Raw genomic sequence first — 24,303 nt, forward strand, 5'->3', positions numbered from 1 at the left:
TTCATTCCAAAGAAATAACTAATTAACGACCAATTTTTGTATTAGTAAACCAATCATTAATTATTATTTATGAAAAGAAAGGTAATTCCATTATTTTTTACGCTTTCGGTGTGTAGCACATTCAATTTGTGGACCGAATTGAAAGCTGCGTCTAGCCACTTCAGTTTCCAACAAGAAGGTATTATTGTAGAGGGAACAGTTTTAAACAGTTCGACAGGTAAAGTTTTGCAAGGTGTTACCATTGTCGTTAAAGCAAGTGGAAAATCAACGAAAACAGATGCATCAGGCCGATATCGAATAGAAATTCCCTATAAGGATGCGGTGTTGACTTTCTCGTATATTGGCTTTCAGCCTCAACAAATTGTTGCCGCTGGAAGATCGGCGCTACAGGTTAGTCTGATAGAAGATGTAAAAGCATTAGAGGATGTTGTTGTTGTTGGATATACAACACAGAAGAAAAGAAATGTAGTAGGTGCGGTAGCAACAATTACGACTAAGGACCTGGTGCAGAGCCCTGCTGCAAATATTAATAACATGCTCGCTGGGAGATTGCCAGGACTGGTCGTCAACCAATATGCTGGAGGAGAACCAGGGGTAGATCGTTCAGAATTATTTATTCGTGGTAAGTCAACTTATGGCAATCAATCACCCATTGTAATTGTAGATGGAATTGAGCGTGATATGAGCTATTTGGCCCCAGACGAAATTGAAACGGTTTCCATTTTGAAAGATGCAGCAGCTACAGCGCCATATGGAATTCGGGGAGCAAACGGTGTTATCGTTGTTACAACAAAACGGGGGCAATCCGCAGATAAGGCAACGGTGGATTTCAAAGCGTCTTATGGCCTAAATACACCCGCACAATTGCCGATGCTTTTGGGATCTGCAGATTATGCAACTCTCTACAATGAAGCGTTAACGAATGATGGGAAGCTGTCTGGAGGAAATACCGATAACTTAAAATTGTTTAGTCAGGATGCTATAGATAAATTTAGACGGGCAAAGGGAGATAATTCGGATGGGCTAGGCTATAACTGGGACTATTTTGATTATATTTTTAGAACTGCACCTCAACATGAATACAATCTTTCTATACGGGGAGGCAATGATATTGCGAAATATTTTGTGATGGGCGGTTATATGGGGCAAGACAATAATTATGATCATGTTGATTTATCTAAATATAATGTTTCTCCTAAATTTCAACGCTATAACTTTAGATCCAATATTGATGTCAACATTACAAAAAACTTGTGGGTTAAGCTCAATTTAGGTGCCCGTATTACCAATCGAACCTCGCCTGGAACTTCCGCCAGTAGATTGATGACATTGGCGATGACACAGCCGCCGTATTTGCCCATCATTCTCGAACCCAATAGCCAACCTTCGACTCAAGGTTATCTGCTAAATAATCCATCAGGACTGTTGTTTGGTAATCAAATTTACCGATTTAATGTTCTTGGAGAATTGACTAGATCAGGATATCATACAGAAAAAAACACCTATCTGGAAGGGAGTTTTGCCGCCGGTTGGAATATGGATTTTATTACGAAGGGACTTTCTGTTGATGGAATATTTTCCTATGATGCAAGAGAGCAACAATGGGTCAGACGCGAGCTGGGCACCTATAGTGAAGGATATAGGGTATATCCCAATTATGCGACTTTTCAGCCTACAGATGGTATAGATTTATTTATGAATCCACAATACTATGAGGGTACTTATAGAAATGGGAACAAATATACGGTAGATCAAACTGTTGGAAATTCATTTACACAAAGTAGTCCTTTTAATAGAACCTTCATTCAAGGAAAAATAAACTATAACCGGCTATTTAAAGATAAACACAATGTTACTGGAATGTTGCTTTTCAATCGCTCGAGCCAGTCTGTTTATGATGCGGCGAATTCAAGAGCCAGTGTTGATATCCGTTATCAAGGTATGACAGGACAGTTTACCTATAATTATCTAGAAAAATATTTGGCGGAATTTAACTTTGGTTACAATGGATCCGAAAATTTTATAGAGGGAAAACGTTACGGATTTTTCCCGGCTGGAGCATTGGGTTGGGTGGTTAGCAAGGAGAAATTTATGTCGAATACCAAAGATTGGCTGAGCTTTTTGAAGCTTAGAGCTTCGATGGGCCTTGTGGGCAATGATAAAATGCCAGGTGATGCTCGATTCGGATATCTAGCATTTTTTCAGGGAGGAGACGGTTATAGTTTCGGCGAACAGAATTTTAACAATGGACTAAGTGGCCTTCGTGAAGGGCGCCTAGCAAATGAAAATATAACATGGGAGAAATCTAGAAAAACTAATATAGGTCTCGATATGGGTTTTTTAAAGAACAAGATGAACTTTAGCATCGATGTTTTTGAGGATTATCGTTATGACATTATTACCGAACTTGGGGCGGATGACATTGGTTTTCCAGGCGTAGTTGGTAAAGGTTCTCCGCTGATCAATATTGGAAAGGTCCGCAACCGTGGTATCGATATTGAAATGAGTTATTCAGATATGATCGGGGATAATTTCAGATTCTCTCTGAAACCTAATTTCACCTTTTCCAGAAATAAGTTGATCTACCGACAAGAGGTTCCGCGACAATATGAATACAGGCAAGCAACAGGTAAACGACTTTATGAAAATTTTGTCTATGTTTTCGATCACTTCGTTAGGGATCAAGCCGAGGCGGACAAGTTAAATCAGGCTAATTTTCAACCTTGGGGAACAGTAGGACCAGGTGATGTCGTTTATAAGGATTTGAATGGCGATGGTAGAATTACGGACTTAGGCGATCGTACAGTTATGGGAAATCCTAGAAGTCCAGAGATTCAATTTGGCTTACCAATATCACTGCAATATAAAGGCTTTGATTTTAGTCTTTTATTTCAAGGAGCGTTAAATTCTTCAATTTTGTTGAAAGATGCGGCTGTATGGGATTTCCCAACTTTCGATCAAGATAAACTCGGCTCGGTTAGACCAATTCATATGGGGCGTTGGACACCAGAAACGGCCGAAACTGCAACTTACCCCGCTCTACATATAGGTAATTCTGAAAATAATAAAAATAGCAATAGTAGTTTGTTTTTATACGATGCTAAATATTTAAGACTTAAAAATATAGAGATTGGTTATAATTTGCCGAAAGATCTTATTAAAAGAATTGGTTTAAATCAATTACGCATTTATGCGCAAGGAATGAACCTATTTACCTGGTCAGGTTTGAAGGATTTAAGTATAGATCCTGAGATGGGAAATACGAGCGGTTATTGGTACCCGATTCTAAAAGTCTACAATTTTGGAATAAATCTTAATTTCTAACCTTATGAATGTATTGAAGATGAAAAAAATACTTTTTTTTATGGCAGGTGTGGTTGCTTTTATGATCGCAAGTTGCAACAAATATTTGGACAAATTACCCGACGATCAGATCCGGGAAGATGAGGTTTTTACTCGTTATGAAAAAGTAAATCAGCTCGTTACGGATGTGTATGCTAAAGCGAAGGGTGTCAATCAGCCTATCTCGTGGTTCTATCATTTTTCGAGTGCTGCGATAACCGATGAGGCCGAAGGCTCTACAGTAGAAGGAAATATTACAAATAGATATAATACAGGTGATTGGAATATCAATGAACTACCCGGAGACAATGGGCAATTCTGGAATAGTATGTTTGACGGGATCCGTAGAACAAACGTTATTTTGGAAGGAATTAAAAAATATAGTACACCAGATGATATCTTAGAACCAGGTTCACTGCCTATGCGCGTGGGTGAGGTCTACTTTTTAAGAGCTTACTTTCATTTAATGGCTGTTCGTATATATGGTGAGATACCTTACATAGATCATGTTGTTACGGCAACAGAGAACATGAACTTCGAGCGTGAGTCAGTTCACAAAGTTATTGATAAAATTGTGGCTGATGCAATAACAGCATATAATGCCGTCCCAGAAAAATGGGAGGGTCAGAATTTTGGACGTATCGATAAAGGTGCATGTCTTGGGCTGATTGCAGAAGCGCGGTGGATGGCCGCTACACCACTTTGGAATGGAGCTGCTGCAAAAGGCTATAATGGGACGCGTAAGTTTGAGTCCGAATACGCTACGTACGACCCTCAGCGTTGGGTGAAAGCTAAAGAGGCGGCTAAGGCAGTTCTTGAAAGTAAGGTTGCAGGTGGAAAACGTTATAGTCTGTATCAGAAATACTCAAATACCGATTTTGGAGATAGTGGCGGTCAAAACACGAGTAACTCAACAGTTTATACACGCTTATGGCAGATGTTTTATGATATGGAGGCGTTCAAAAATGAGTATGTTTTGTTTTTTACACGCTATAAGGGTGAAGGGTGGTTTGGTGATGTATATCCGCCAAGCCGCGGTGGTGGAGCTCGTCAGATGCCCGTTCAAGAACAAGTAGATGAGTATGAGTACTTGTCGCCAGATGGCTTTGGTTACCCGATTTATAGTACCAAGGCTAAACAGGACGGGTATGATGACGCAAATCCTTATACTTCAGTAAAAAGGGATCCACGTTTTTATCGCGACATTATATTTCACGGTGCAGCATTCCGCGGCGGTAACAATAATCCATCCCAGACAAATATTGCGAGTGGTGCCGATCAGATCGGAGCGAATAATGCAACGCGCACGGGATATTACCTGAGGAAATTTTTGCAGGAAGCTTGGAATAAAAATGGAAGTGTTATCATCAGCGCACCTCCAGTATGGCGTTTGCCGGACTTTATTTACATTTATGCTGAGGCAGTTAATGAAATCGATGGACCAACACAAGAGATCTATGATTTAATTAATCAGGTAAGATCAAGATCCTTTATGGCGCCAATGCCTTTGACAACACTTTCTGATAAAAATGTGATGCGTGAGTATATTTATCGCGAACGAAGAGTCGAATTCTTTTATGAGAATAAGAGAGCTTTTGATAGTCGCCTATATCTAGAACCAAGTAGTTCGGTAGAGAAAACCAAATTTCAGACTTTTACTGCATCAGGTGGTACAAATAATGAACGAAGTATAAACTACTGGAAAAATAGTAATACAGCGTATCCGAAACTTCAAAATATGATTAATGGCATGAGAGCCGTTGAGGACGTAAATGGTAAAATTCAAATCGGCGATAAACGTTATAGAATGGAACGCTTCTTTGTTGAAAGTAGAGTTTTTACCGCTCCAACTCATTATTTATTTCCTATTTTAAACTCAGAGATTCAAAAATCGCCCTCATTAGGGCAGAATCCCGGCTGGTAGTATTTCTGTGATATAAAATCCGCAATCATTTGATTGCGGATTTTTTTGTAACCATCTTGTGAAAAACACCTGACCATCTTCTCTATTTAATTATCTTACTTATATTTACTAATACGGTTTAGCTTTTTTTGCTAGTACGATCAAACAAATACGTAATTTATGTTTAATATTAAAAAACTAACAGGTAGTATTCTTTTTCTATTCGCGATCCATGGGGGGATGGCACAGCAGGCTTCACCTGTTGATTTTGTTAATCCACTGATTGGTACAGAATCGAAGTATGAATTGTCCAATGGGAATACTTATCCAGCAATAGCTCGTCCTTGGGGGATGAATTTTTGGACACCCCAAACAGGAAACATGGGCGATGGTTGGGTATATACTTACACGGCGGATAAAATAAAGGGGTTTAAGCAAACGCATCAGCCAAGTCCTTGGAACAATGATTATGGACAGTTTTCAATTATGCCCGTTACAGGTACACCTCAATTTGATCAGGAAAAACGTGCGAGCTGGTTTTCACATAAGGCGGAAATTGCCAAACCTTATTATTATAGCGTTTATCTTGCGGATCATGATGTGACAACAGAACTGTCGCCTTCACAACGTGCAGCAATCTTTCAGTTCACATTTCCCAAAACCGATAGTGCTTATGTTATTATTGATGCTTTTGATAAGGGGTCATATATTAAAGTAATTCCGCAGGAGAATAAGATTATCGGGTATTCAACAAAAAATAGCGGCGGTGTTCCAGAGAATTTTAAGAATTATTTTGTCATTACTTTCGATAGACCATTCTCTTACAAAGCTGCTGTGGAAAACGGAGCGATAAGTAAAGATAAACTGGAAATTCAGGATAATCATGCCGGAGCAGTTGTGGGTTTCTCTTCCTTGAAAAGAGGGGAGAAAGTCATCGCTCGGATTGCTTCTTCTTTTATAAGTTTTGAACAGGCCGAAATTAATCTCAAGGAGGTTAAATCCAAAACATTTCAACAAGTTGTTGACGAGGGTAAGGCACAATGGAATGAAGTCCTTGGGCGTGTACAGGTTGAAGATCATAATATTGACCGATTACGTACATTTTATTCTAGCCTCTATCGTTCAACACTTTTTCCGAGAGACTTTTCTGAAATTGATGGAAATGGTAAGCGTATTCACTATAGCCCCTACAATGGGCAGGTGCTGCCTGGCGAAATGTTTACAGATACAGGTTTTTGGGACACTTTTAGAAGCTTATTTCCCCTGTTGAACCTATTGTATCCGTCGATGAATGATCGGATGCAGGAAGGCTTGGTGAATGCGTATAAAGAGAGTGGTTACCTTCCGGAGTGGGCTTCGCCAGGACATCGTGCATCGATGATTGGAAACAATTCCGCGTCTATTGTAGCAGATGCCTTGATTACTGATCGGAAAGGCTATGATAAAGAGCTGTTATGGGAAGCACTTAAGCATGGGGCCAATAGTGCTTATCCGAAACATTCTTCGACGGGACGCTTCGGTTATGAATATTATAATAAATTGGGCTATATACCTGCAGATGTAAAAGTGGACCAAAATGTAGCGCGCTCATTGGAGTATGCTTACAATGACTGGTGTATTTATGAATTTGGTAAGGCACTGGGCAAGCCAGAAGCTGAAACAGCTATTTATGCAACACGTGCGATGAACTATAAAAACCTGTTTGATCCAAGTACCAAACTGATGCGTGGGAAAAAAAAAGCCGACGGATCTTTCGTGGCGAATTTTGATCCAAGTGCTTGGTCAAGAGAATATACGGAAGGGAATGCTTGGCATTGGAGTTTTTGTGTCTTCCATGACCCTCAGGGTTTAATTAATTTGATGGGTGGTAATAAATCATTTGTGTCCATGTTGGATACGGTGTTTGTCATTCCGAGCTATGAAGGAATGAAGAGTCGCGGGATGATCCACGAAATGCGTGAAATGCAGGTAATGAATATGGGGCAGTATGCGCATGGAAATCAGCCCATCCAACATATGCCATATCTGTATAATTACGCTGCAGAGCCTTGGAAAGCACAATATTGGGTACGCAAAATAATGGATAAACTTTATTTGCCGACACCAGATGGCTATTGTGGTGATGAAGACAATGGCCAGACGTCAGCCTGGTATGTCTTTTCTTCGTTGGGATTTTATCCTGTTTCACCCGGATCGGGCGAATACGTGATTGGTTCACCACAATTCAATAAAGTGATACTCCGACTTGAAAACGGGAAAGAAATCTTGATTCAAGCCAAACAACAGGAGTCGAATCAGGTTTACATAGATCAGTTATCTTGGAATGGAAAGCCTTATAATCGCAATTATATCCGGTATAGTGATTTATTGCAGGGCGCTAACCTTGAATTTAAAATGAGTGACACACCGAATAAAAATAGGGGAACAAAAAAAGAGGATGCTCCATATTCCTTTAGTAACGAAAAAATTAAAGGAAAATAAAGATAGAATTCTTTATTGAAAACCATGACTGCTAATTTTAGGCTGTCATGGTTTTTTTACACGAATCAAATAATCTTAGCTATTTAAAGTTATACCTTTGTGATTCGAAATTTCGATATGTTAGGTAAAATATTTCATTTTTTAACACTCTTTGCATACCTTAATCTGTTGACCTATGAGTCTTTCTCCTCGGCAACTGGGCAGGTCCTGCATGCAGGTGAGACCATTGTGGAGTATTTTTTGGATGATGTATTGAATTTGGAGCCCATTCATTCTTCCCAAGAAGAAAGCGTACTATTGCAGGATGATTATCGTATATTTTCGCTCAATAGTCAAGTATTACCAATTTTTATTTTTGTTTTTGGAATCGTCTTTACCGCATTATGTTTTGCAAAAGATGATGAACATCCTTTTTATCGATCTAAAACCCTATGCTTACCAGGGTATTATCGATTCCTATCCCGCTTTAGGCCATTCTAGTTACCTCCAATAATTTTCGATCGGAGGCTGCAATAGTTTTATTTTATTTCTGTATATGGTATGGAAGGCCTTAGGCCGCTCTTTGCCCTATAAAATTGCTGTAGCTCCTATCTAATACATTCTCCTAACGACTGACTTTAAAATGCCGTAGGAGGGTTTAACATTTTACATTTTTTATCGTTTATGAAATACCAATGTTTGGCAAACACCAACGTGGATGAAAAACAACTGGGTATTCCATATGACCTTTAAAAAAAGATTATTCCCATATGAACAAATTACGAATACTGTGCCTTTTGCTTGGCGCGGTCGGGATGTTGGCCTCATGCCGCTCCACAAATGCTAATGCTGACCAAAAAGAAGAACTCAAAAATATACCCGTCGCCTCTTTGATGGTGATGGACACAACTGTTTATCAAGAATATATTGCGGATGTCCAAGCGTTGAAAAACGTCGAGATTCGCTCGAAATTAAATGGTTTTCTGGATAAAATTTATGTCGATGAAGGTGCTTGGGTAAAGAAAGGACAGATTTTATTTAAATATAATAATGAGGAATATCGTTCGGAATTAGCTAAGGCCAAAGCACAGTATGACAATGCCATCGCTGAAGCACAAAAGATCAAGCTTGAGATGGAACGGACTCAAAAATTAGTAGACAAGAATATTGTAAGCTCCTCTGAGTATAATTTATTGAAAATTCAGTTAAAAGCTGCCAATTCGAAAATTGAAGAAGCACGTGCTTTAGTCAATCAGGCGCAAACGAGATTGGATTATACCGTTATACAAGCGCCATTTGACGGACGTATAGATCGCATATTGTTGCGAGAAGGCTCCTTATTAACCGAGGGAAGTTTGATTACAACAATTTCCGACCTCAGCAAGGTGAATGTTTATTTTGATATTTCCGAACGGGAATATCTGGCACTTATGCGTGACAAGCTGAATGGTAAGGAAACGCAAAAATCAGTTAAATTAATTTTAGCCAATGGCGAACTGTATCCACATGAGGGAATTGCTCATCTTGTGGAAAGTGAATTTGAAGCCAATACCGGGTCCATTGCACTACGGGTCCAGTTTCCCAACGCCGAACACATCTTAAAACATGGAGCAACGGGCAAGATTGCCGTGCCTATGGAGACCGGTGAACATACTTTTGTGCACCAGAAATCAGTATTTGAAATTCAGGATAAGACCTATGTGTATACATTACAGGCAGATAGTACGGTTAAAATGATGCCTTTTACTGCCGGCCCTCGTGTGGGACACTATTACATTGTCGATGGCGGGTTGGATCCCAATGCCAAAGTGGTGTATGAGGGTGTACAAAGTTTACGCAGCGGAATGAAAATTAATCCAAAATTGAGGAAACTGTAGGGGAGGATAAATTATGTTTGAAACATTTATAAAACGACCTATATTGTCGTTGGTTATTTCAGTGTTTATCACACTTTTGGGACTTTTGGCTTTATTTACATTGCCTATAACACAATTCCCGGATATCGTACCACCTTCGGTCGTTGTAAATGCCAACTATACGGGTGCCAATGCTGAAGTAAGTACAAATGCGGTAGCTATTCCCTTAGAGAAAGCAATCAACGGTGTAGCTGGGATGACCTACATGAATTCAGTGTCTACCAACAACGGAAGCACTGTGATTCAGATCTTCTTTGAAGTGGGTACAGACCCCGATATCGCAGCTGTAAATGTGCAGAATAGAGTCACTACGGTATTGGATGAACTACCCGAAGAAGTTATTAAAGCTGGGGTAACCACCGAAAAGGAGGTTAACTCCATGTTGATGTATCTGAATGTTTTTACCGATGATGAAACTGCAGATGAAAGATTCATTTACAATTTCGCGGATATCAATATTCTGAAAGAGCTGAAACGCATAGAGGGGGTCGGGCTTGCGCAGATTATGGGTATGCGCGACTATGCGATGCGGGTTTGGGTTAAACCTGATCGTATGGCAGCCTATAATATTTCTGCAGAGGAAGTGGTAGCTGCATTGCGAAAGCAGAATATCGAGGCCGCGCCAGGACAAACAGGTATCAGTTCGGATAAAATGCGCAACATGCAACAATATGTGTTACGTTATCCGGGTAAGTTCACTGAAATTGAAGAGTATGCGAATGTCCCCATCCGAGCGACTTCAAATGGTTCCATTATCCGTATAAAAGATGTCGCCGATGTTGAATTTGGCTCATTGGATTATGAAATGGTATCCAAGACGGATGGCCGACCATCTGCCTCCATCATGTTGAAGCAATTGCCAGGATCAAATGCACAGGAGGTAATTCAGCGTGTAAAAGATCGCATGGCCGAATTAAAACAAACCCAGTTCCCTACCGGCATGACTTATACCATGGGTTACGATGTGTCGCGGTTTTTGGATGCCTCGATTTCCTCGGTGATCAAAACGTTATTGGAGGCCTTCCTCTTGGTTTTTATTGTTGTGTTTATCTTTTTGCAGGACTTTAGGGCGACTGTTATACCGATTTTGGCCGTACCAGTATGTTTGATTGGAGCCTTATTTTTTATGCAGATGCTAGGTTTTTCCATCAACCTGCTGACCTTGTTTGCATTGGTACTGGCTATAGGTATTGTGGTGGATAATGGGATTGTCGTCGTCGAGGCCGTATATGCCAAAATGGAAGAAGAACATCTTCAACCTATGGAAGCGACATTGGAGGCAATGAAAGAAGTCGGTGGCGCTGTTGTGGCCATTACGTTGGTAATGTCTGCCGTGTTTGTTCCTGTTGCCTTTCTATCGGGGCCAGTAGGGATTTTTTACCGACAGTTTTCGTTGACGTTGGCCGCAGCAATTGTTATTTCTGGGATTAACGCGTTGACATTGACACCCGCTTTATGTGCGCTTTTCTTGAAATCGCCTCACGATCGCAAACCATCGAATAATTGGCTCGATCGTTTCTTTAAAAAATTCAACGCAGTTTATGATAAGACAGCCTTTGGTTACAAGGGGATTTTGGTAAAAACAAGTGCACGGCGCGGATTGACCTTGCTTTTACTTGGCGTTTTCTTTGTCGCCACCTGGGGAAGTAGCGCGATCTTACCTTCGGGCTTTATTCCAACCGAGGATCAGGGAATGATTTATGTCGCTGTAACCACACCTCCGGGAGCAACGGTGGACCGTACCGAACGTGTTTTGGATAAAATTGACTCTGTATCACGTCAGCTTGATATTGTGGAAACCGTTTCTACATTATCGGGATATAGTATCATTACCGAAGTGTCCGGCGCTTCCTACGGGATGGGGATGATCAATCTGAAACCCTGGAAAGAGCGAGATCAGACAGTAGATGATGTCATTAAAGATTTACGCGAAAAAACCAAGGACTTTGCCGATGCGGAAATTGATTTCTTTCCTCCACCAACAGTTCCAGGCTTTGGTAACTCATCAGGTTTTGAACTACGTCTATTGGACCGTAGTGGTAATGAAGATCTCAATAAGACGGCCGAAGTGCTGCAGAACTTTATGGATGATATGGAGAAAAGTGAAGTTCTTCAGGATATCAACTCCAGTTTTGATGTGAACTTTCCACAGTATATGCTGAAGGTGGACTACGATATGGCTGCAAAAAAAGGAATATCGGTGGAGAATGCCATGAATACGCTGCAGACCTTAATGGGAAGTCTTTACGCGACAAATTTCATCCGTTACGGACAGATGTATAAGGTCATGGTACAGGCTGGTCCCGAATATCGCCAAAGACCAGAAGATGTATTACGCTTATATGTGAAGAATGAGACGGGTGAGATGGTACCATACAATGCCTTTATTTCGATGGAAAGAATTTATGGTCCTGAACAAATTACCCGTTACAATATGTTTAGTTCGGCCATGATTACAGGACAATCCTCGGCAGGCTTTAGTTCTGGACAAGCGATCGAAGAAGTGGAAAAAATAGCGTCATCTCTTCCTCAAGGTTATAGTATCGAATGGTCTGGTATGACTCGGGAACAGAAAATCTCGGGAAATCAGGCTTTGTATATCTTCGCGCTTTGTCTTCTGTTTGTTTATCTGTTGTTATGTGCACAGTACGAAAGCTTCTTATTGCCGTTACCAGTTCTGCTCTGTCTTCCAGCGGGGATCTTTGGTGCTTTCATTTTCCTGAAGGTCTTTGGATTGGAAAACAATATCTATGCGCAGGTCGCATTGGTCATGCTGATTGGTTTGCTGGGCAAAAATGCGATTCTGATTGTGGAATATGCCAATTTGAAATATAAGCAAGGAATGGATATCGTGACAGCTTCAATAGAAGGCGCTGTTGCCCGGTTACGGCCCATATTAATGACTTCGTTTGCTTTTATTGCAGGTCTGATACCCTTGATGATGGCCAGCGGAGCCGGTGCATTGGGTAATCGAAGTATCGGTACGGCTGCAGTCGGCGGAATGCTTATCGGAACCATTCTGGGGGTAATTGTCATCCCAGGCTTAGTGATCTTATTTTCAAAAAAAGAGAATAAGAAACAAGTTGTGAAACAAGCTTCTTTAGTTATTGCTGCACTTATTTTATTTGGAAGTTGTTCGGTTCCCAAAAAAGCTCTCCAACCGGAGAAAGTAAACGTACCGAATTCCTTTTCTAAACATCTTTCGCCAGATAGTTTAAATGTGGGAAGCCGACCTTGGAAGGAAATTTTTAAAGATTCGCAGTTGGTTTCCTTAATTGATTCGGCGTTGCAGAACAATTTGGATATTCGTCAATCCATCCTACGTTTGGAATCTGCGCAAGCTTATTTTAAGCAACGGAAAGCCGCTTTAGGTCCTAGGGTCGAGGCCGCAGTAGAAGGAGGAATACGGAAGTATGGCCACTATACTGAGTCAGGGATCGGTAATTACGATTCAAATTTCTCGGAGAATTTGAAAAATGATGAAAAATTACCCGAACCATTTATCCCAGATTATTTTATCGGACTTCGTTCATCTTGGGAGATTGATCTTTGGGGAAAGTTAAAGAGCCAAAAACAAGCTGCTTATTTTAGCTTCCTAGCAGAGCAGGAGGGAAAGCGTCTCTTGGAAACGGAATTAGTCTCTAATATTGCAACAGCTTATTATGAACTAATTGCTTTGGATCAAAAGATAAAAGTATATAATCGGAATATTGAATTGCATAAGAATGCACTGGAAGTTGTTGAAGTAAAAAAAGATGCTGGTTATGCGACTGAGCTTTCTGTACAACAGTTTAAAGCGCTTTTGGCCAATTCTAAAGCTGCTAAAGAACAATTGATCCAAGAGATAGCACTTTGGGAACACCATATAAATGGTTTATTAGGACGTTTTTATCAACCTATTGTACGAAGTACATATGCTGAAAATGCGGATTTATATCATGCAATGCATTTTGGTACACCGGATGATCTTGTCAACCAACGTCCCGATATCAAGGCCGCTTATTTGAAAGTGATTGCCTCTTCGAATAATCAGGAAGCATCACGTTTGGCTTTTCTGCCTTCTGTAGCAATAAGTCCATTTATCGGATTGCAGAGCTTTAGCTTTAACAAGTTATTTAATTTGGATAAATCTATTGCTTATAACTTATTTGGCGGTATTACGCTTCCGATATTTAACCAAAGGCAACTGAAAACGCAGTACGAAATTGCAAAAGCGGACTATGGGATTGCTTTTTTGGATTATGAAAAAATGGTTCTGAATGCCTATAATGAGGTTTCTAATGTGATTATGACACAAGAGGCAATAGGCAGACGGCGTGGTTTTGTCGATGAGCATGTTCAAGCATTAAAGCTCTCTATCGAGGCCGCACAGGAACTATTTATTGCTGGACGGGTGACCTCTCTGGATGTCGTTACAGCACAGAAGGAGTCGCTGGAAGCCCAAATCGGAAAAGTAGAATTGGAGAAAGAAAACACGTTAAACCAGATTCTACTATACAAAGCCTTGGGAGGAGGTTGGCAATAGGTTGCCATACATTAAAAAGAAAACTATTTTTCATGCGATAAAGAATTAACTTGTTAATTCTTGGACCCTTAACTGGGTCGGGGGAAGAGGCCGTCGGGAGACGTCCTCTTTTTTGTTGTTATTTTTATGTAGTTTAGTCTACACGATGTTGAACCGAGTTTATTATGTTGCAGCGCATTTTTCTTTTTATTCTTTTTGCTCATTTTAGTCTTTACCTATCTGCGCAAGTAGATTCCGATAGTACCCGGGTTTTGCAACGATTGGAATATTTGATGGAAAATCAGAAAATTTACATCAAGAACCGTGAAGATAAATTGGAGAAATTAAAACAGGAGGCCAAAGCATTAGAAAGTAATCCCGTTCAATTTTTGAAGAAGAACTACGAAATCTTCGAAAATTATAAGAAGTTTGATTCTGACGCAGCGCTTACTTATATTTTACTGTGTCAAAAGCTCGCTCCACCGAATAATGACTCCTTACAGGCGGTTATTCATCTCGATTTGGCCTGGGTGTATTCCACCGTCGGACGGTATATAGAAGCTTCACAATTGTTAAAGCAAGTTGAGCCCGCTCATCTTGGCCGGGATCTCCTGGCAAAATATTACGATACCTACAGCTCCTTTTATAGTCATTACGGTCAGAGCAATAATCGATCAGAATATTACCAGGCAAGTGAAAAGTATCGTGATTCTCTGTTAACGGTACTACCAAAGTCTTCCTTGGAGTATCGTACAACCATCGCTATAAAAACACTTTTTAATGGTAACCGTGAGGATGCTAAAAAGCAATTGTTGGTCCTCTGGAATGAGAACAAAAAGGATATTGAGCAGCGCGCGCTGATAGCCTATTTTATGGGGCTCATTTATAAATATGAAAAGGATACGAAAAGTCAAATTTACTATCTTTCCATATCGGCCAGTGCAGATATTGAAATGGCTAATCGCGACAACGCATCCTTTCATGATCTGGCGCTAACGTATTACGACCAACAGGATTTCGATCGCGCTTTTCAGTTTATTGAAAAAGCCATAGACGATGCGATGTTATGTAAAGTGCGGTATCGCATTATTGAAGGTACCTCTTCTTATCCTATAATCAATGCCGCCTATCAGCAGAAAATCAGTAGCCAAAATCGGCAACTGGTAGGCTTGGTCATTATCGTCAGTATTTTATTGATTGGTGTAATCATTGGACTTGTCATTATTTATAGACAAGTGCAACATTTGAGAAGGATACGATCGGAATTATCGGCTACAAACCAACAACTTCGATCATTGAATGATGAAATAAACCAGACTAACCTTAAATTATCTGAATCCAATCATATTAAAGAAGAATATATTGCGCAATTCTTTGATATGTGTTCGAGTTATATCGATAAAATGGAAGATATCAGAAAAGCACTGTTGAAAAAAGCGACGAATCAGCAGTGGGATGCCTTACGCGAACAGTTAAAGTCAACGCAAATGGAAGAAAGAGAGGTGCAGCAACTCTATGTTAATTTTGACCGTATCTTTTTAAATCTATATCCAACCTTTGTTGATGAATTCAATGCCTTACTTCAGGAGGACGAGAAAATCTATCCAAAAAAAACAGAATTGTTAAATACTGAACTTCGGATTTTCGCATTGATTCGATTAGGAATCGATGATTCCGTGAAGATTGCAAGTTTCCTTCGATATTCTCTTCGGACAGTTTATAATTATAGAACAAAAGTGCGTAATAAGGCTGCGGGAAACCGCGATGCTTTTGAAGCTGCTGTGTGTCAGATTGCGGTGATCGACCGGGCCTAAAATGTAGGGTAATACCCGAAAATTGGCTGTTTTAAAGACGATTGTACGCTCCTGTAGGTACTTTTTAATGCTGTATTTAATTTGTAATAATCTTTATGTTAGCTGTTTGCATTTTTTTTCTGGTACTTTTTCAGTACTAGCTCTTTTTTCTCCGTCTTGGTGATCTTAGTTTTGTTTTGAGCAATGAAGCAGGGGAAACTCATTGCCATTTTGGAATAACCAAAAGATTAAACAATAACCAATTTTTTTATTTCATATGATTTACTTTACACGAAAAGTTGCCTTTTCAATGGGGCTAGCTTTCTTGTTTACTTTGGTGAATTTGGTATTTGCCCAAGACCGAGTTCAAGTCAGTGGACGTATCTTGGATGCTCAAGATCAGAAACCACTCTCTGGAGTAACCATTACACAAAAAGGAAGTAATAATGCAGTCTCCAGTAATGCAGATGGGCGTTTTCAAATTTCTGCTAGCATCGGCAGTATACTCCAATTTACGTTTGTTGGCTACGACAGCAAAGAATTGCCTGCCAACAGTACCATGGTCGTCCAATTGAATTCATCAACCAATATGCTGGAGGATGTCATTGTAATCGGTTATGGTAGCGTCAAAAGAAAAGATGTCACGACTGCAATCTCTTCTGTTTCCACGAAAGACCTTGAAAAGAGGCCCGTCACCAATTTTGGACAAGCCATTCAAGGTAAGGCTGCCGGCGTCACTGTTATTCAGCCGAGTGGTCAGCCAGGTGCAGCACCTCAGATACAAATTCGGGGGATAACGTCTTTTAATAGCAATACGACTCCCTTATATGTTGTTGATGGAGTTCCTGTGGAAGATATTAAGTTCTTGTCTCCCAATGATATCACGGACATTCAAATTCTAAAGGACGCCTCATCGGCAGCGATCTACGGCTCGCGTGGTTCAAACGGTGTCATCTTGGTTACGACAAAATCAGGAAAAGCCGGCGAGGCAAAAATTACGCTTGGAACACAGTGGACAGCCAATGTTGTCAATAACACTGTCAACGTTTTAAATACCAGTCAATACAAAGACTTACAGGATGAAATAGGTATGATAAATCTGCCAGAGGGATTGTTGGATCAAACGGATTGGTTCAAAGAAACCTACAAGACAGGTATTCAACAAAATCATCAGATATCCATCTCGGATGGCAATGAGAAGCTTCGTTACTATTTAGGTGGGGGGTATTTGAACGAAAAAGGAACATTACAAGGATCCTTTTTTAGACGATATAATTTTCGTGCTAATATTGATAACCAAGTTCGAAAATGGCTAAAGGTGAATGCGAATATCAATTATTCCGATAACAATGATAATGGAATTACCTCCGGATTGGGTTCTAACCGTGGTGGAGTAGTTACATCTGTAATCACAACACCTACTTACGCCCCTGTATGGGATCCAACAAATCCAGATCGATTCTATAATAATTTTTATGGGATCAACAACATTACAAGTCCATTGGAAAACTTAGCCCGGACAAGGAATAACAATAACCGCGAAAACCGTCTTGTTGCCACAGGAAGTGCATTGATTTCCTTTATGCCTAACTTAACATGGAAAACTTCGTTTTCATTAGATCGAAGATCCGGGGTGATGACCACTTTTTTGGATCCTTGGACGACAGCGTGGGGAAGAAATCAATTCGGGGAAGCTTCAGATATTCGTAATACAAATACCGTGTTAACGTGGGACAATTTCTTGACATACACGAAGAACTTCGGAAAGCATAATTTGGAAGTAATGGGCGGTTCGTCATGGACGGATTCTAAGTACTCCAGAAGCTATATCTATGGTTCAAACTATGCTAATGGAATCATTGAGACACTTAATGCTGCAAATAAGATCTCTTGGGATAGAACAGGATCTACAGCATCCAATTGGGGGATTATGTCCTATTTCGCACGCGCAATGTACAATTATGATGGCAAGTATTTATTGACCGCAAATATGCGTGCCGATGGTTCTTCCAAGCTAAGTCCAGAACGACGCTGGGGCTATTTTCCATCGGTATCGGTTGCTTGGAGAATCTCTGCTGAAGATTTTATGAAAGATGTAACCTGGATAAACGACTTAAAAATCCGGGGGGGATGGGGACAGACAGGTAATCAATACGGATTAGGCGATTATGCTTACCTGCAATTGAGCGGTATCCAACGTCAACAATGGTTTGTTGAGGGAAAAGACAATGCTGTACCAAATATCAATAAACCAACAATCTTAAGAGCGAAAGATTTAACTTGGGAAACGACAAGCACAACCAGTATCGGTTTTGATATCACGATGTTGAATAATCGACTCAGCATCAGCGCAGATTACTACAACAAGGATACCAAGAATCTTTTAATGAATGCGAGCTTGCCTGCAGGACAGCAAGCAACTACAATCCAAAGAAATGGTGGAAGGTTGAATAATCATGGTTTTGAATTTGCGGTAAATTCGAAAAATCTGACCGGAAACTTGACTTGGAATACAGATTTTAATATCTCTTTCAACAGAAATAAGCTTCAGCAGCTCGACTTACAACAGGTGTATTATGATGTCAAAACGAACGATTATGTCAATGATTTTGTGGTGAAAAATGAGCCCGGAAGATCGCTTGCAGGATTCTTCGGTTATATTTCAGATGGCGTAAACCCTGAAACCGGTGAGCTCATGTATCGCGACCTGAACGGAGATGGCAAGATCTCGTCAAGCGACCGTACGTATATCGGCAATCCCCTGCCAAAGTTTGTGTATGGTATGACAAATAGTTTCTCTTGGAAAAATTTCGATCTAAGCATATTCATTCAGGGAACTTATGGAAACGACATCTTCAATGCCAGCCGTATGGAAACAGAGGGGATGTATGATGGTCGAAATCAAACGACAGTTGTATTGGATCGCTGGCGGGTACCGGGACAGATTACACATGTTCCTAAAGCTGGGTTTGACATGAAAAATTCAACCTATTTTGTTGAAGATGGTAGTTATTTGCGGATGAAAAATGTGTCCTTGGGCTATTCGATTTCTCCGGAGAGACTGAAGCGTATTGGTATCCATAAAATTCAGCCTTATCTATCTGTAAGCAATCTGTTTACCTTGACTAAGTATTCAGGTATGGATCCGGAAGTAAACCAATATTCGGGCGGATCCGATTCCAGAATCCAAGGTATAGATTGGGGTACCTATCCACAGAATCGTTCATTTGTTTTAGGTCTTAATATTGAGTTTTAATTGTCTGTATCATGAAAAAATATATAAGTAATGCTCTTTCTTTGCTAACCGGCTCTTTGTTTTTATTTTCTTGCTCTTTGAACCGTGATCCACTTTCAGATTATTCGGATGTGAGTCAAGGGAAGACCGAGACAGGAACGCAGATTGTTTTTAAGAATAGAGCTGAGGTTGAGACCTATTTGGCGGGGATTTATCAGCAAATGAAAGATCGGCAGGAACATTGGTATCTCGATCTGCTCCTAATCGGAGATTCCCATGCCGATAATTCCTATGCGGGAACGACGGGAGCGGAAGTTGTACCTTTTGAAAATAATTCTATTGAAGGGTCTAATTCGGTTGTTGACCGGGATTGGGGAAGATATCTGGAAGATGTTGGACGTGCAAATCGATTGATCATTTACGTTGATAGTGTTGCTGATAAATCGTTGAGCGATACGGATATTAGAACGTATAAGGCACAAGCTAAACTATTCAGAGCATTGGCGATGTTTGATATGGTCCGTATATTCGGATCTATCCCTGTCATTACCACAATTGCACCCGATATTACTGGTGACAATGTCAATGAAGTTTATCCGCAATATTTTCCAAAACAAGCCACAGAAGAAGAAGCCTATAAGCAGATCGAAAAAGACTTGATGGACGGATTGGCTGATGCACCAGCCAACAATAATGGGAATAAGACTTTATTTACCAAATCCGTCGCACGAGCGATGCTGGCAAAGATCTATGCCGAAAAACCAATTCGCGATTACGCTAAAGTTATCCAATATGTTGACGCATTGACTGCGGATGGATTTGATCTGAATACCAATTACTCAGATCTATATGCAATGAATGCAAGCAACACAGATCTTGCACAGCGGAATACGAAAGAATCGATTTTGGAAGCACAGTTTACTTCGGGTGGAGGTAATTGGGCGACTTGGATGTTTGGAAGGGATTTGTCCAATTATGATAATAACTTCACATGGGCCAAATGGATAACCCCATCTCGGGACTTGATTCAAGCGTATACGAATGAAGGGGACCAGGTTCGTTTGGGGCAATCTATTGTTTATTATTCCACTACTTGGAGCAACTATTATCCGTCAAACCATTATCCATTCATGTTTAAATTACGTTCTGCATTTAATAGTATTGTCAAGCTTCGTTACGCAGACCTTTTATTGTTAAAAGCGGAAGCATTAATTCAGCAGGGATCAGATCTATCTGGAGCGGCAGACATTATTGACAAAATTCGCACCCGTGCTAAATTGCCTAAAATATCCGCTGCCGTACGTTCAAATAAGGATGCTTTATTAGACGCTTATTTGAAAGAACGTCGTCTTGAATTGGCCTTCGAAGGACAAAGATGGTTTGATCTCGTGCGCTTAGATAAGGTGGAATCTGTCATGAATGCTGTTTATGCTAAAGATGCTGGAAGAAAGGCACAGGTGTATCCCTTCACGAAGAACTCTTACCGTTTACCGATTCCGCAACCAAAAATTGATCAGAATCCTAATCTAGTTCAGAATCCGGGGTATTAACTGATTTAACAACGGAAATCCTCATTTGATGGATGGCGAAAAATTTATTAACAGATGAAACGCAATAATAAAAAAACTATGATATATACATTCTTGTTGTCCTGTCTAGTGACGGCAACATCTTGTAACCGTGACAGCTATACACCTTCACAAGGTGATGAAATTAAAAAAAGTGGTGACGTTACCATTTATACGACGACAGGCAGTCGGTCTTTGGATTTTGGAAAACGCTTTGTTGATTTCAGTTCCAAATTTAACATGTCGCCCAATAAAATTACGCTAGATCCAGCTAAGAAATTTCAGACAATGGACGGCTTCGGTGCAGCAGTTACAGGCTCTACCTGCTATAATCTGATGAAGATGAGTAAGGAAGATCGAACAAAATTTCTTACGGAGACTTTCTCAGATAAAGATGGAATGGGAATGAATTACATCCGTATTGCTATTGGATGTTCCGACTTCTCTTTGAGTGAATATACCTGCTGGGATAAGGAAGGAAAGGAAAATTTTGGACTACAGTCGGAAGAAACACAATATATCATTCCAGTGCTGAAAGAAATACTTGCCATCAATCCATCCATAAAAATCATGGGCTCTCCATGGACTTCACCGAAATGGATGAAAGTTAACAACTTAACTGATTTAAAGCCCTTTGATTCGTGGACCAGTGGTCAGTTAAATCCAAAGTATTATCAGGACTATGGTTGGTATTTCGTTCAATGGATCCAAGCAATGAAGAAAGAAGGCATTAATATTTATTCGATTACTGTTCAAAATGAACCATTGAACAGAAAAAATTCCGCTTCGCTTTATATGTCATGGCAAGAGCAACAAGCTTTTGTCAAACAAGCTTTGGGCCCACAGTTAAAAGCGGCTAACTTATCAACAAAGATCTATGCATTTGATCATAATTATAACTATGATAACATTGCTGATCAGGCTGATTACCCTGTAAAGATCTATAACGATGCCGGAGCGGCTTCATTCTTCGCCGGAGCGGCGTACCATAATTATGGTGGGGATAAGGCTGAACTTATCGATATTCATAATCAACGCCCAGATAAGGAGCTTGTATTTACAGAAACATCTATTGGGGAATGGAATGATGGCCGGAATCTCGAAAAACGTTTGATGGAAGACATGCGTGAAGTGGCTCTGGGTACAGTGAACAATTGGAGTAAGGGTGTCATTGTATGGAATCTGATGCTAGATACCGATAAAGGACCGAATCGCGAGGGAGGCTGTCAGACATGTTATGGAGCCGTGGATATTAGTAAGGCAAATTATAAGAATATAACACGTAATTCGCACTATTATATTGTTGGTCATCTTTCCTCAGTGGTCAAATCAGGGGCCACACGGATTGGCGCTTCTGGATATACAGCGGAAGGGTTGGTTTATACTGCATTCCAAAATACAGACGGAACCTATGCTGTTGTTCTGTTAAACGAATCGGGCGATAGTCGTAAAATTACCTTGGCAGATGGTAAACATCATTTTAGCTATGATGTACCAGCTAAGTCGGTTGTTTCTTACCGCTGGACCTATTAATTGGAGGATGATAAACCTTAAGCGCTATCACATGGATAGCGCATAAATTATGAACAAATGAAAAGATATCTCATCAATATACTATTGGGAACTGCTGCAATTACCGCAGTCAGTTCCTGTAAAAAGGATGAAAAATATACCTATCAAATAGGGGATCCTAAAATCGAATTGAAATCACCTATTTCAGCCGCAAACTTTGGGGACAGTCTCGAATTTCAGCTGCACGTGTCGGATAGTGAAGTAGCGCTGTCTACGGTTAAAGCACAATTGTATTTTACAGACGACAAGGTAACAGAAACCGTCATTCGTACCAAACAAAATGGAGATTATACTGGAAAAATTTATGTTCCGTTCCTGAAAGATATTCCCGATGGAAAAGCAACCCTTAAGTTTGTCTTACAGAATATTAGCCAAAAAATAACGGAACAATCTTTTGATATTAATCTGAGCAGACCCGACTTTCCATATTTAACTTTAGTCACAGCATCTAAGTCCTATCGCATGGAAAGGGTAGGGCGTAATCAATATGCGGCAAAAGAGAATTTTCCATTTTCGGTAAAGGGCTATATTCAAGCACCAAAAGTGGGCGCACAAGGCAATCTGATGAATTTTGGTTGGGTCAATAATGTTATAAACCTAGGGTCTACGGCTGAAATCCCATTTTCAAATTCAACTTCTGGAACCTATAGCATCGCATTTAATACCTCAACTTATCAAGCTTCACCGTTTATTATTGCTTATGCCATTAATGGAACGGTATTCAGTCGCCTTGATGATGAGCACTTTAAGGCAGAGTTGAATATGGTAAAAGGCGAGAAGGTGGTTATTGACGGAATAGAAGATCTGAAGAATTGGTGGATTGATCCGGACTATTTTACACAAGCTCCTGACGGATCAATCGCTTTCAACGGAATGAACGGTAAGTATCGCGTTACTGCGGACTTTACCTTAAAATATTTTGTGGTTGAAGCGATGACAGGTAATGATTTAGCAAAATTACAAGATGACGGAAGTGGGGCGGTTTGGATTATTGGTGAAGGAATCGGAAAACCTAAGGTATCCAGTAATCAGGTAGGCTGGAACACAGATAAAGCGCTTTGTCTGGTGCCGCTAGGCAACAAGAAATACCAGATAACTGTTAAGGCAGGAGAGTCTATAAATTCTGATAACATCAATTTCAAATTTTTCCATCAAAAAGGATGGGGCGGTGAATTTGGTGGCACAGACCTGACAACGACAAGTGATATCGTTTTTGTGGGGGATGGAAAGAATGGACGCGACTCGGGCAATCTTGGCATCAAAACCGCTAAAGTATTAGAGACCGGTAAAACCTATGTTTTTACATTGGATTTAGCTGCAGGCAATAAGAAAGCTGTCTTGACGATTGCGACAAAATAATTATAATTGAGTCTTATAAGTCCTAGGTAGTAGTCTTCCTAGGACTTTTTCTTTTAAATAGCATTTGTTTATTCCAAGATTCATTTGTTATATTTGCCCAAACTCACACAGATTATCATGAGTTGGCCAGTTTACAAGATAATGAAGTAATCTTCCTGATGTAAGCTGCTATTGAGAATAAAATATTCGAATGAAAATCAGACTGTTTATATGGATTCTATTACCCTTGATGCTCCTGCAGAGCTTCTCAACGGTATGGCTATGGACAGTCTTCGAGTTGAATCGAGATTATATCGCACGTTACGAATGTATCAATCGTTTTAACGATAATGCGCTTGCCTGTCGAGGCCAGTGTATTTTGATGAAGAAAATGCGCGAACATGAGGAAAAGGAACAAAAAAATCTTGAATTACGTATCATTGATGTTGTTTTTATAAATAATACGCAAGATTTTACGTTTAAAAACACGGCTCTTTATGAAGACACTGTGGAGCGCCTACTTCCAGTATATAAAGAAGATTATTCCTATAATCCCATCTTTACAATATTTCATCCCCCTTTGGTTTAAATCCAGCTAGTAATTTATTTGAATAAGTAATCGATCGCTGATGATGATTTACAGTGTATGCTAACGCTAGCATCGCTTTAGAA

Annotated in this window: 12 protein-coding genes; all 12 read left to right on the top strand. The window is 40.1% G+C overall.

Annotated features, from left to right (window positions below; genetic code table 11):
* The first annotated feature begins 69 nt into the window (after positions 1-69).
* Complete coding sequence (locus B3P16_RS03500; RefSeq protein WP_286841459.1) at positions 70-3,324, top strand: SusC/RagA family TonB-linked outer membrane protein; 3,255 nt, start codon at positions 70-72, stop codon at positions 3,322-3,324.
* A 19-nt stretch (positions 3,325-3,343) separates the two neighbouring features.
* On the top strand, positions 3,344-5,266 hold the full coding sequence (locus tag B3P16_RS03505) for a RagB/SusD family nutrient uptake outer membrane protein (protein ID WP_286841461.1): 1,923 nt from the start codon (positions 3,344-3,346) through the stop codon (positions 5,264-5,266).
* A 159-nt stretch (positions 5,267-5,425) separates the two neighbouring features.
* On the top strand, positions 5,426-7,726 hold the full coding sequence (locus tag B3P16_RS03510; protein WP_286841463.1) for a GH92 family glycosyl hydrolase: 2,301 nt from the start codon (positions 5,426-5,428) through the stop codon (positions 7,724-7,726).
* A gap of 117 nt (positions 7,727-7,843) precedes the next feature.
* Positions 7,844-8,206, top strand: coding sequence for a hypothetical protein (locus B3P16_RS03515; protein WP_286841465.1), 363 nt, complete (start codon positions 7,844-7,846; stop codon positions 8,204-8,206).
* Between the two features lie 269 nt (positions 8,207-8,475).
* Positions 8,476-9,582 (top strand): efflux RND transporter periplasmic adaptor subunit, encoded by a 1,107-nt coding sequence (locus B3P16_RS03520; protein ID WP_286841467.1) that lies wholly within the window; start codon positions 8,476-8,478, stop codon positions 9,580-9,582.
* A 13-nt stretch (positions 9,583-9,595) separates the two neighbouring features.
* The gene (locus B3P16_RS03525) at positions 9,596-14,146 is read left to right on the top strand and encodes an efflux RND transporter permease subunit (protein ID WP_286841469.1); all 4,551 of its coding nucleotides are present in this window, start codon (positions 9,596-9,598) and stop codon (positions 14,144-14,146) included.
* A 164-nt stretch (positions 14,147-14,310) separates the two neighbouring features.
* Positions 14,311-15,939: a DUF6377 domain-containing protein gene (locus B3P16_RS03530; protein WP_286754749.1), complete on the top strand. Its 1,629-nt coding sequence runs from the start codon at positions 14,311-14,313 to the stop codon at positions 15,937-15,939.
* A 256-nt stretch (positions 15,940-16,195) separates the two neighbouring features.
* On the top strand, positions 16,196-19,174 hold the full coding sequence (locus tag B3P16_RS03535; protein ID WP_286841471.1) for a SusC/RagA family TonB-linked outer membrane protein: 2,979 nt from the start codon (positions 16,196-16,198) through the stop codon (positions 19,172-19,174).
* 11 nt (positions 19,175-19,185) lie between these two features.
* Positions 19,186-20,703 (top strand): RagB/SusD family nutrient uptake outer membrane protein, encoded by a 1,518-nt coding sequence (locus tag B3P16_RS03540; RefSeq protein ID WP_286754751.1) that lies wholly within the window; start codon positions 19,186-19,188, stop codon positions 20,701-20,703.
* A 78-nt stretch (positions 20,704-20,781) separates the two neighbouring features.
* The gene (locus tag B3P16_RS03545) at positions 20,782-22,254 is read left to right on the top strand and encodes a glycoside hydrolase family 30 protein (RefSeq protein WP_286841473.1); all 1,473 of its coding nucleotides are present in this window, start codon (positions 20,782-20,784) and stop codon (positions 22,252-22,254) included.
* Between the two features lie 57 nt (positions 22,255-22,311).
* Complete coding sequence (locus tag B3P16_RS03550) at positions 22,312-23,652, top strand: DUF5125 domain-containing protein (RefSeq protein WP_070561730.1); 1,341 nt, start codon at positions 22,312-22,314, stop codon at positions 23,650-23,652.
* Between the two features lie 190 nt (positions 23,653-23,842).
* The gene (locus B3P16_RS03555) at positions 23,843-24,220 is read left to right on the top strand and encodes a hypothetical protein (protein WP_075990767.1); all 378 of its coding nucleotides are present in this window, start codon (positions 23,843-23,845) and stop codon (positions 24,218-24,220) included.
* Positions 24,221-24,303: the final 83 nt, after the last annotated feature.

Origin of the sequence: Sphingobacterium sp. UBA7631 (assembly GCF_002483935.1) — a bacterium.
GTDB lineage: Bacteria > Bacteroidota > Bacteroidia > Sphingobacteriales > Sphingobacteriaceae > Sphingobacterium > Sphingobacterium multivorum.

Bases quoted from the DNA above. Each gene is read 5' to 3' on its own strand.
- B3P16_RS03500 (WP_286841459.1), top strand. From the start codon at position 70: ATGAAAAGAAAGGTAATTCCATTATTTTTTACGCTTTCGGTGTGTAGC.
- B3P16_RS03505 (WP_286841461.1), top strand. From the start codon at position 3,344: ATGAAAAAAATACTTTTTTTTATGGCAGGTGTGGTTGCTTTTATGATC.
- B3P16_RS03510 (WP_286841463.1), top strand. From the start codon at position 5,426: ATGTTTAATATTAAAAAACTAACAGGTAGTATTCTTTTTCTATTCGCG.
- B3P16_RS03515 (WP_286841465.1), top strand. From the start codon at position 7,844: ATGTTAGGTAAAATATTTCATTTTTTAACACTCTTTGCATACCTTAAT.
- B3P16_RS03520 (WP_286841467.1), top strand. From the start codon at position 8,476: ATGAACAAATTACGAATACTGTGCCTTTTGCTTGGCGCGGTCGGGATG.
- B3P16_RS03525 (WP_286841469.1), top strand. From the start codon at position 9,596: ATGTTTGAAACATTTATAAAACGACCTATATTGTCGTTGGTTATTTCA.
- B3P16_RS03530 (WP_286754749.1), top strand. From the start codon at position 14,311: ATGTTGCAGCGCATTTTTCTTTTTATTCTTTTTGCTCATTTTAGTCTT.
- B3P16_RS03535 (WP_286841471.1), top strand. From the start codon at position 16,196: ATGATTTACTTTACACGAAAAGTTGCCTTTTCAATGGGGCTAGCTTTC.
- B3P16_RS03540 (WP_286754751.1), top strand. From the start codon at position 19,186: ATGAAAAAATATATAAGTAATGCTCTTTCTTTGCTAACCGGCTCTTTG.
- B3P16_RS03545 (WP_286841473.1), top strand. From the start codon at position 20,782: ATGATATATACATTCTTGTTGTCCTGTCTAGTGACGGCAACATCTTGT.
- B3P16_RS03550 (WP_070561730.1), top strand. From the start codon at position 22,312: ATGAAAAGATATCTCATCAATATACTATTGGGAACTGCTGCAATTACC.
- B3P16_RS03555 (WP_075990767.1), top strand. From the start codon at position 23,843: ATGAAAATCAGACTGTTTATATGGATTCTATTACCCTTGATGCTCCTG.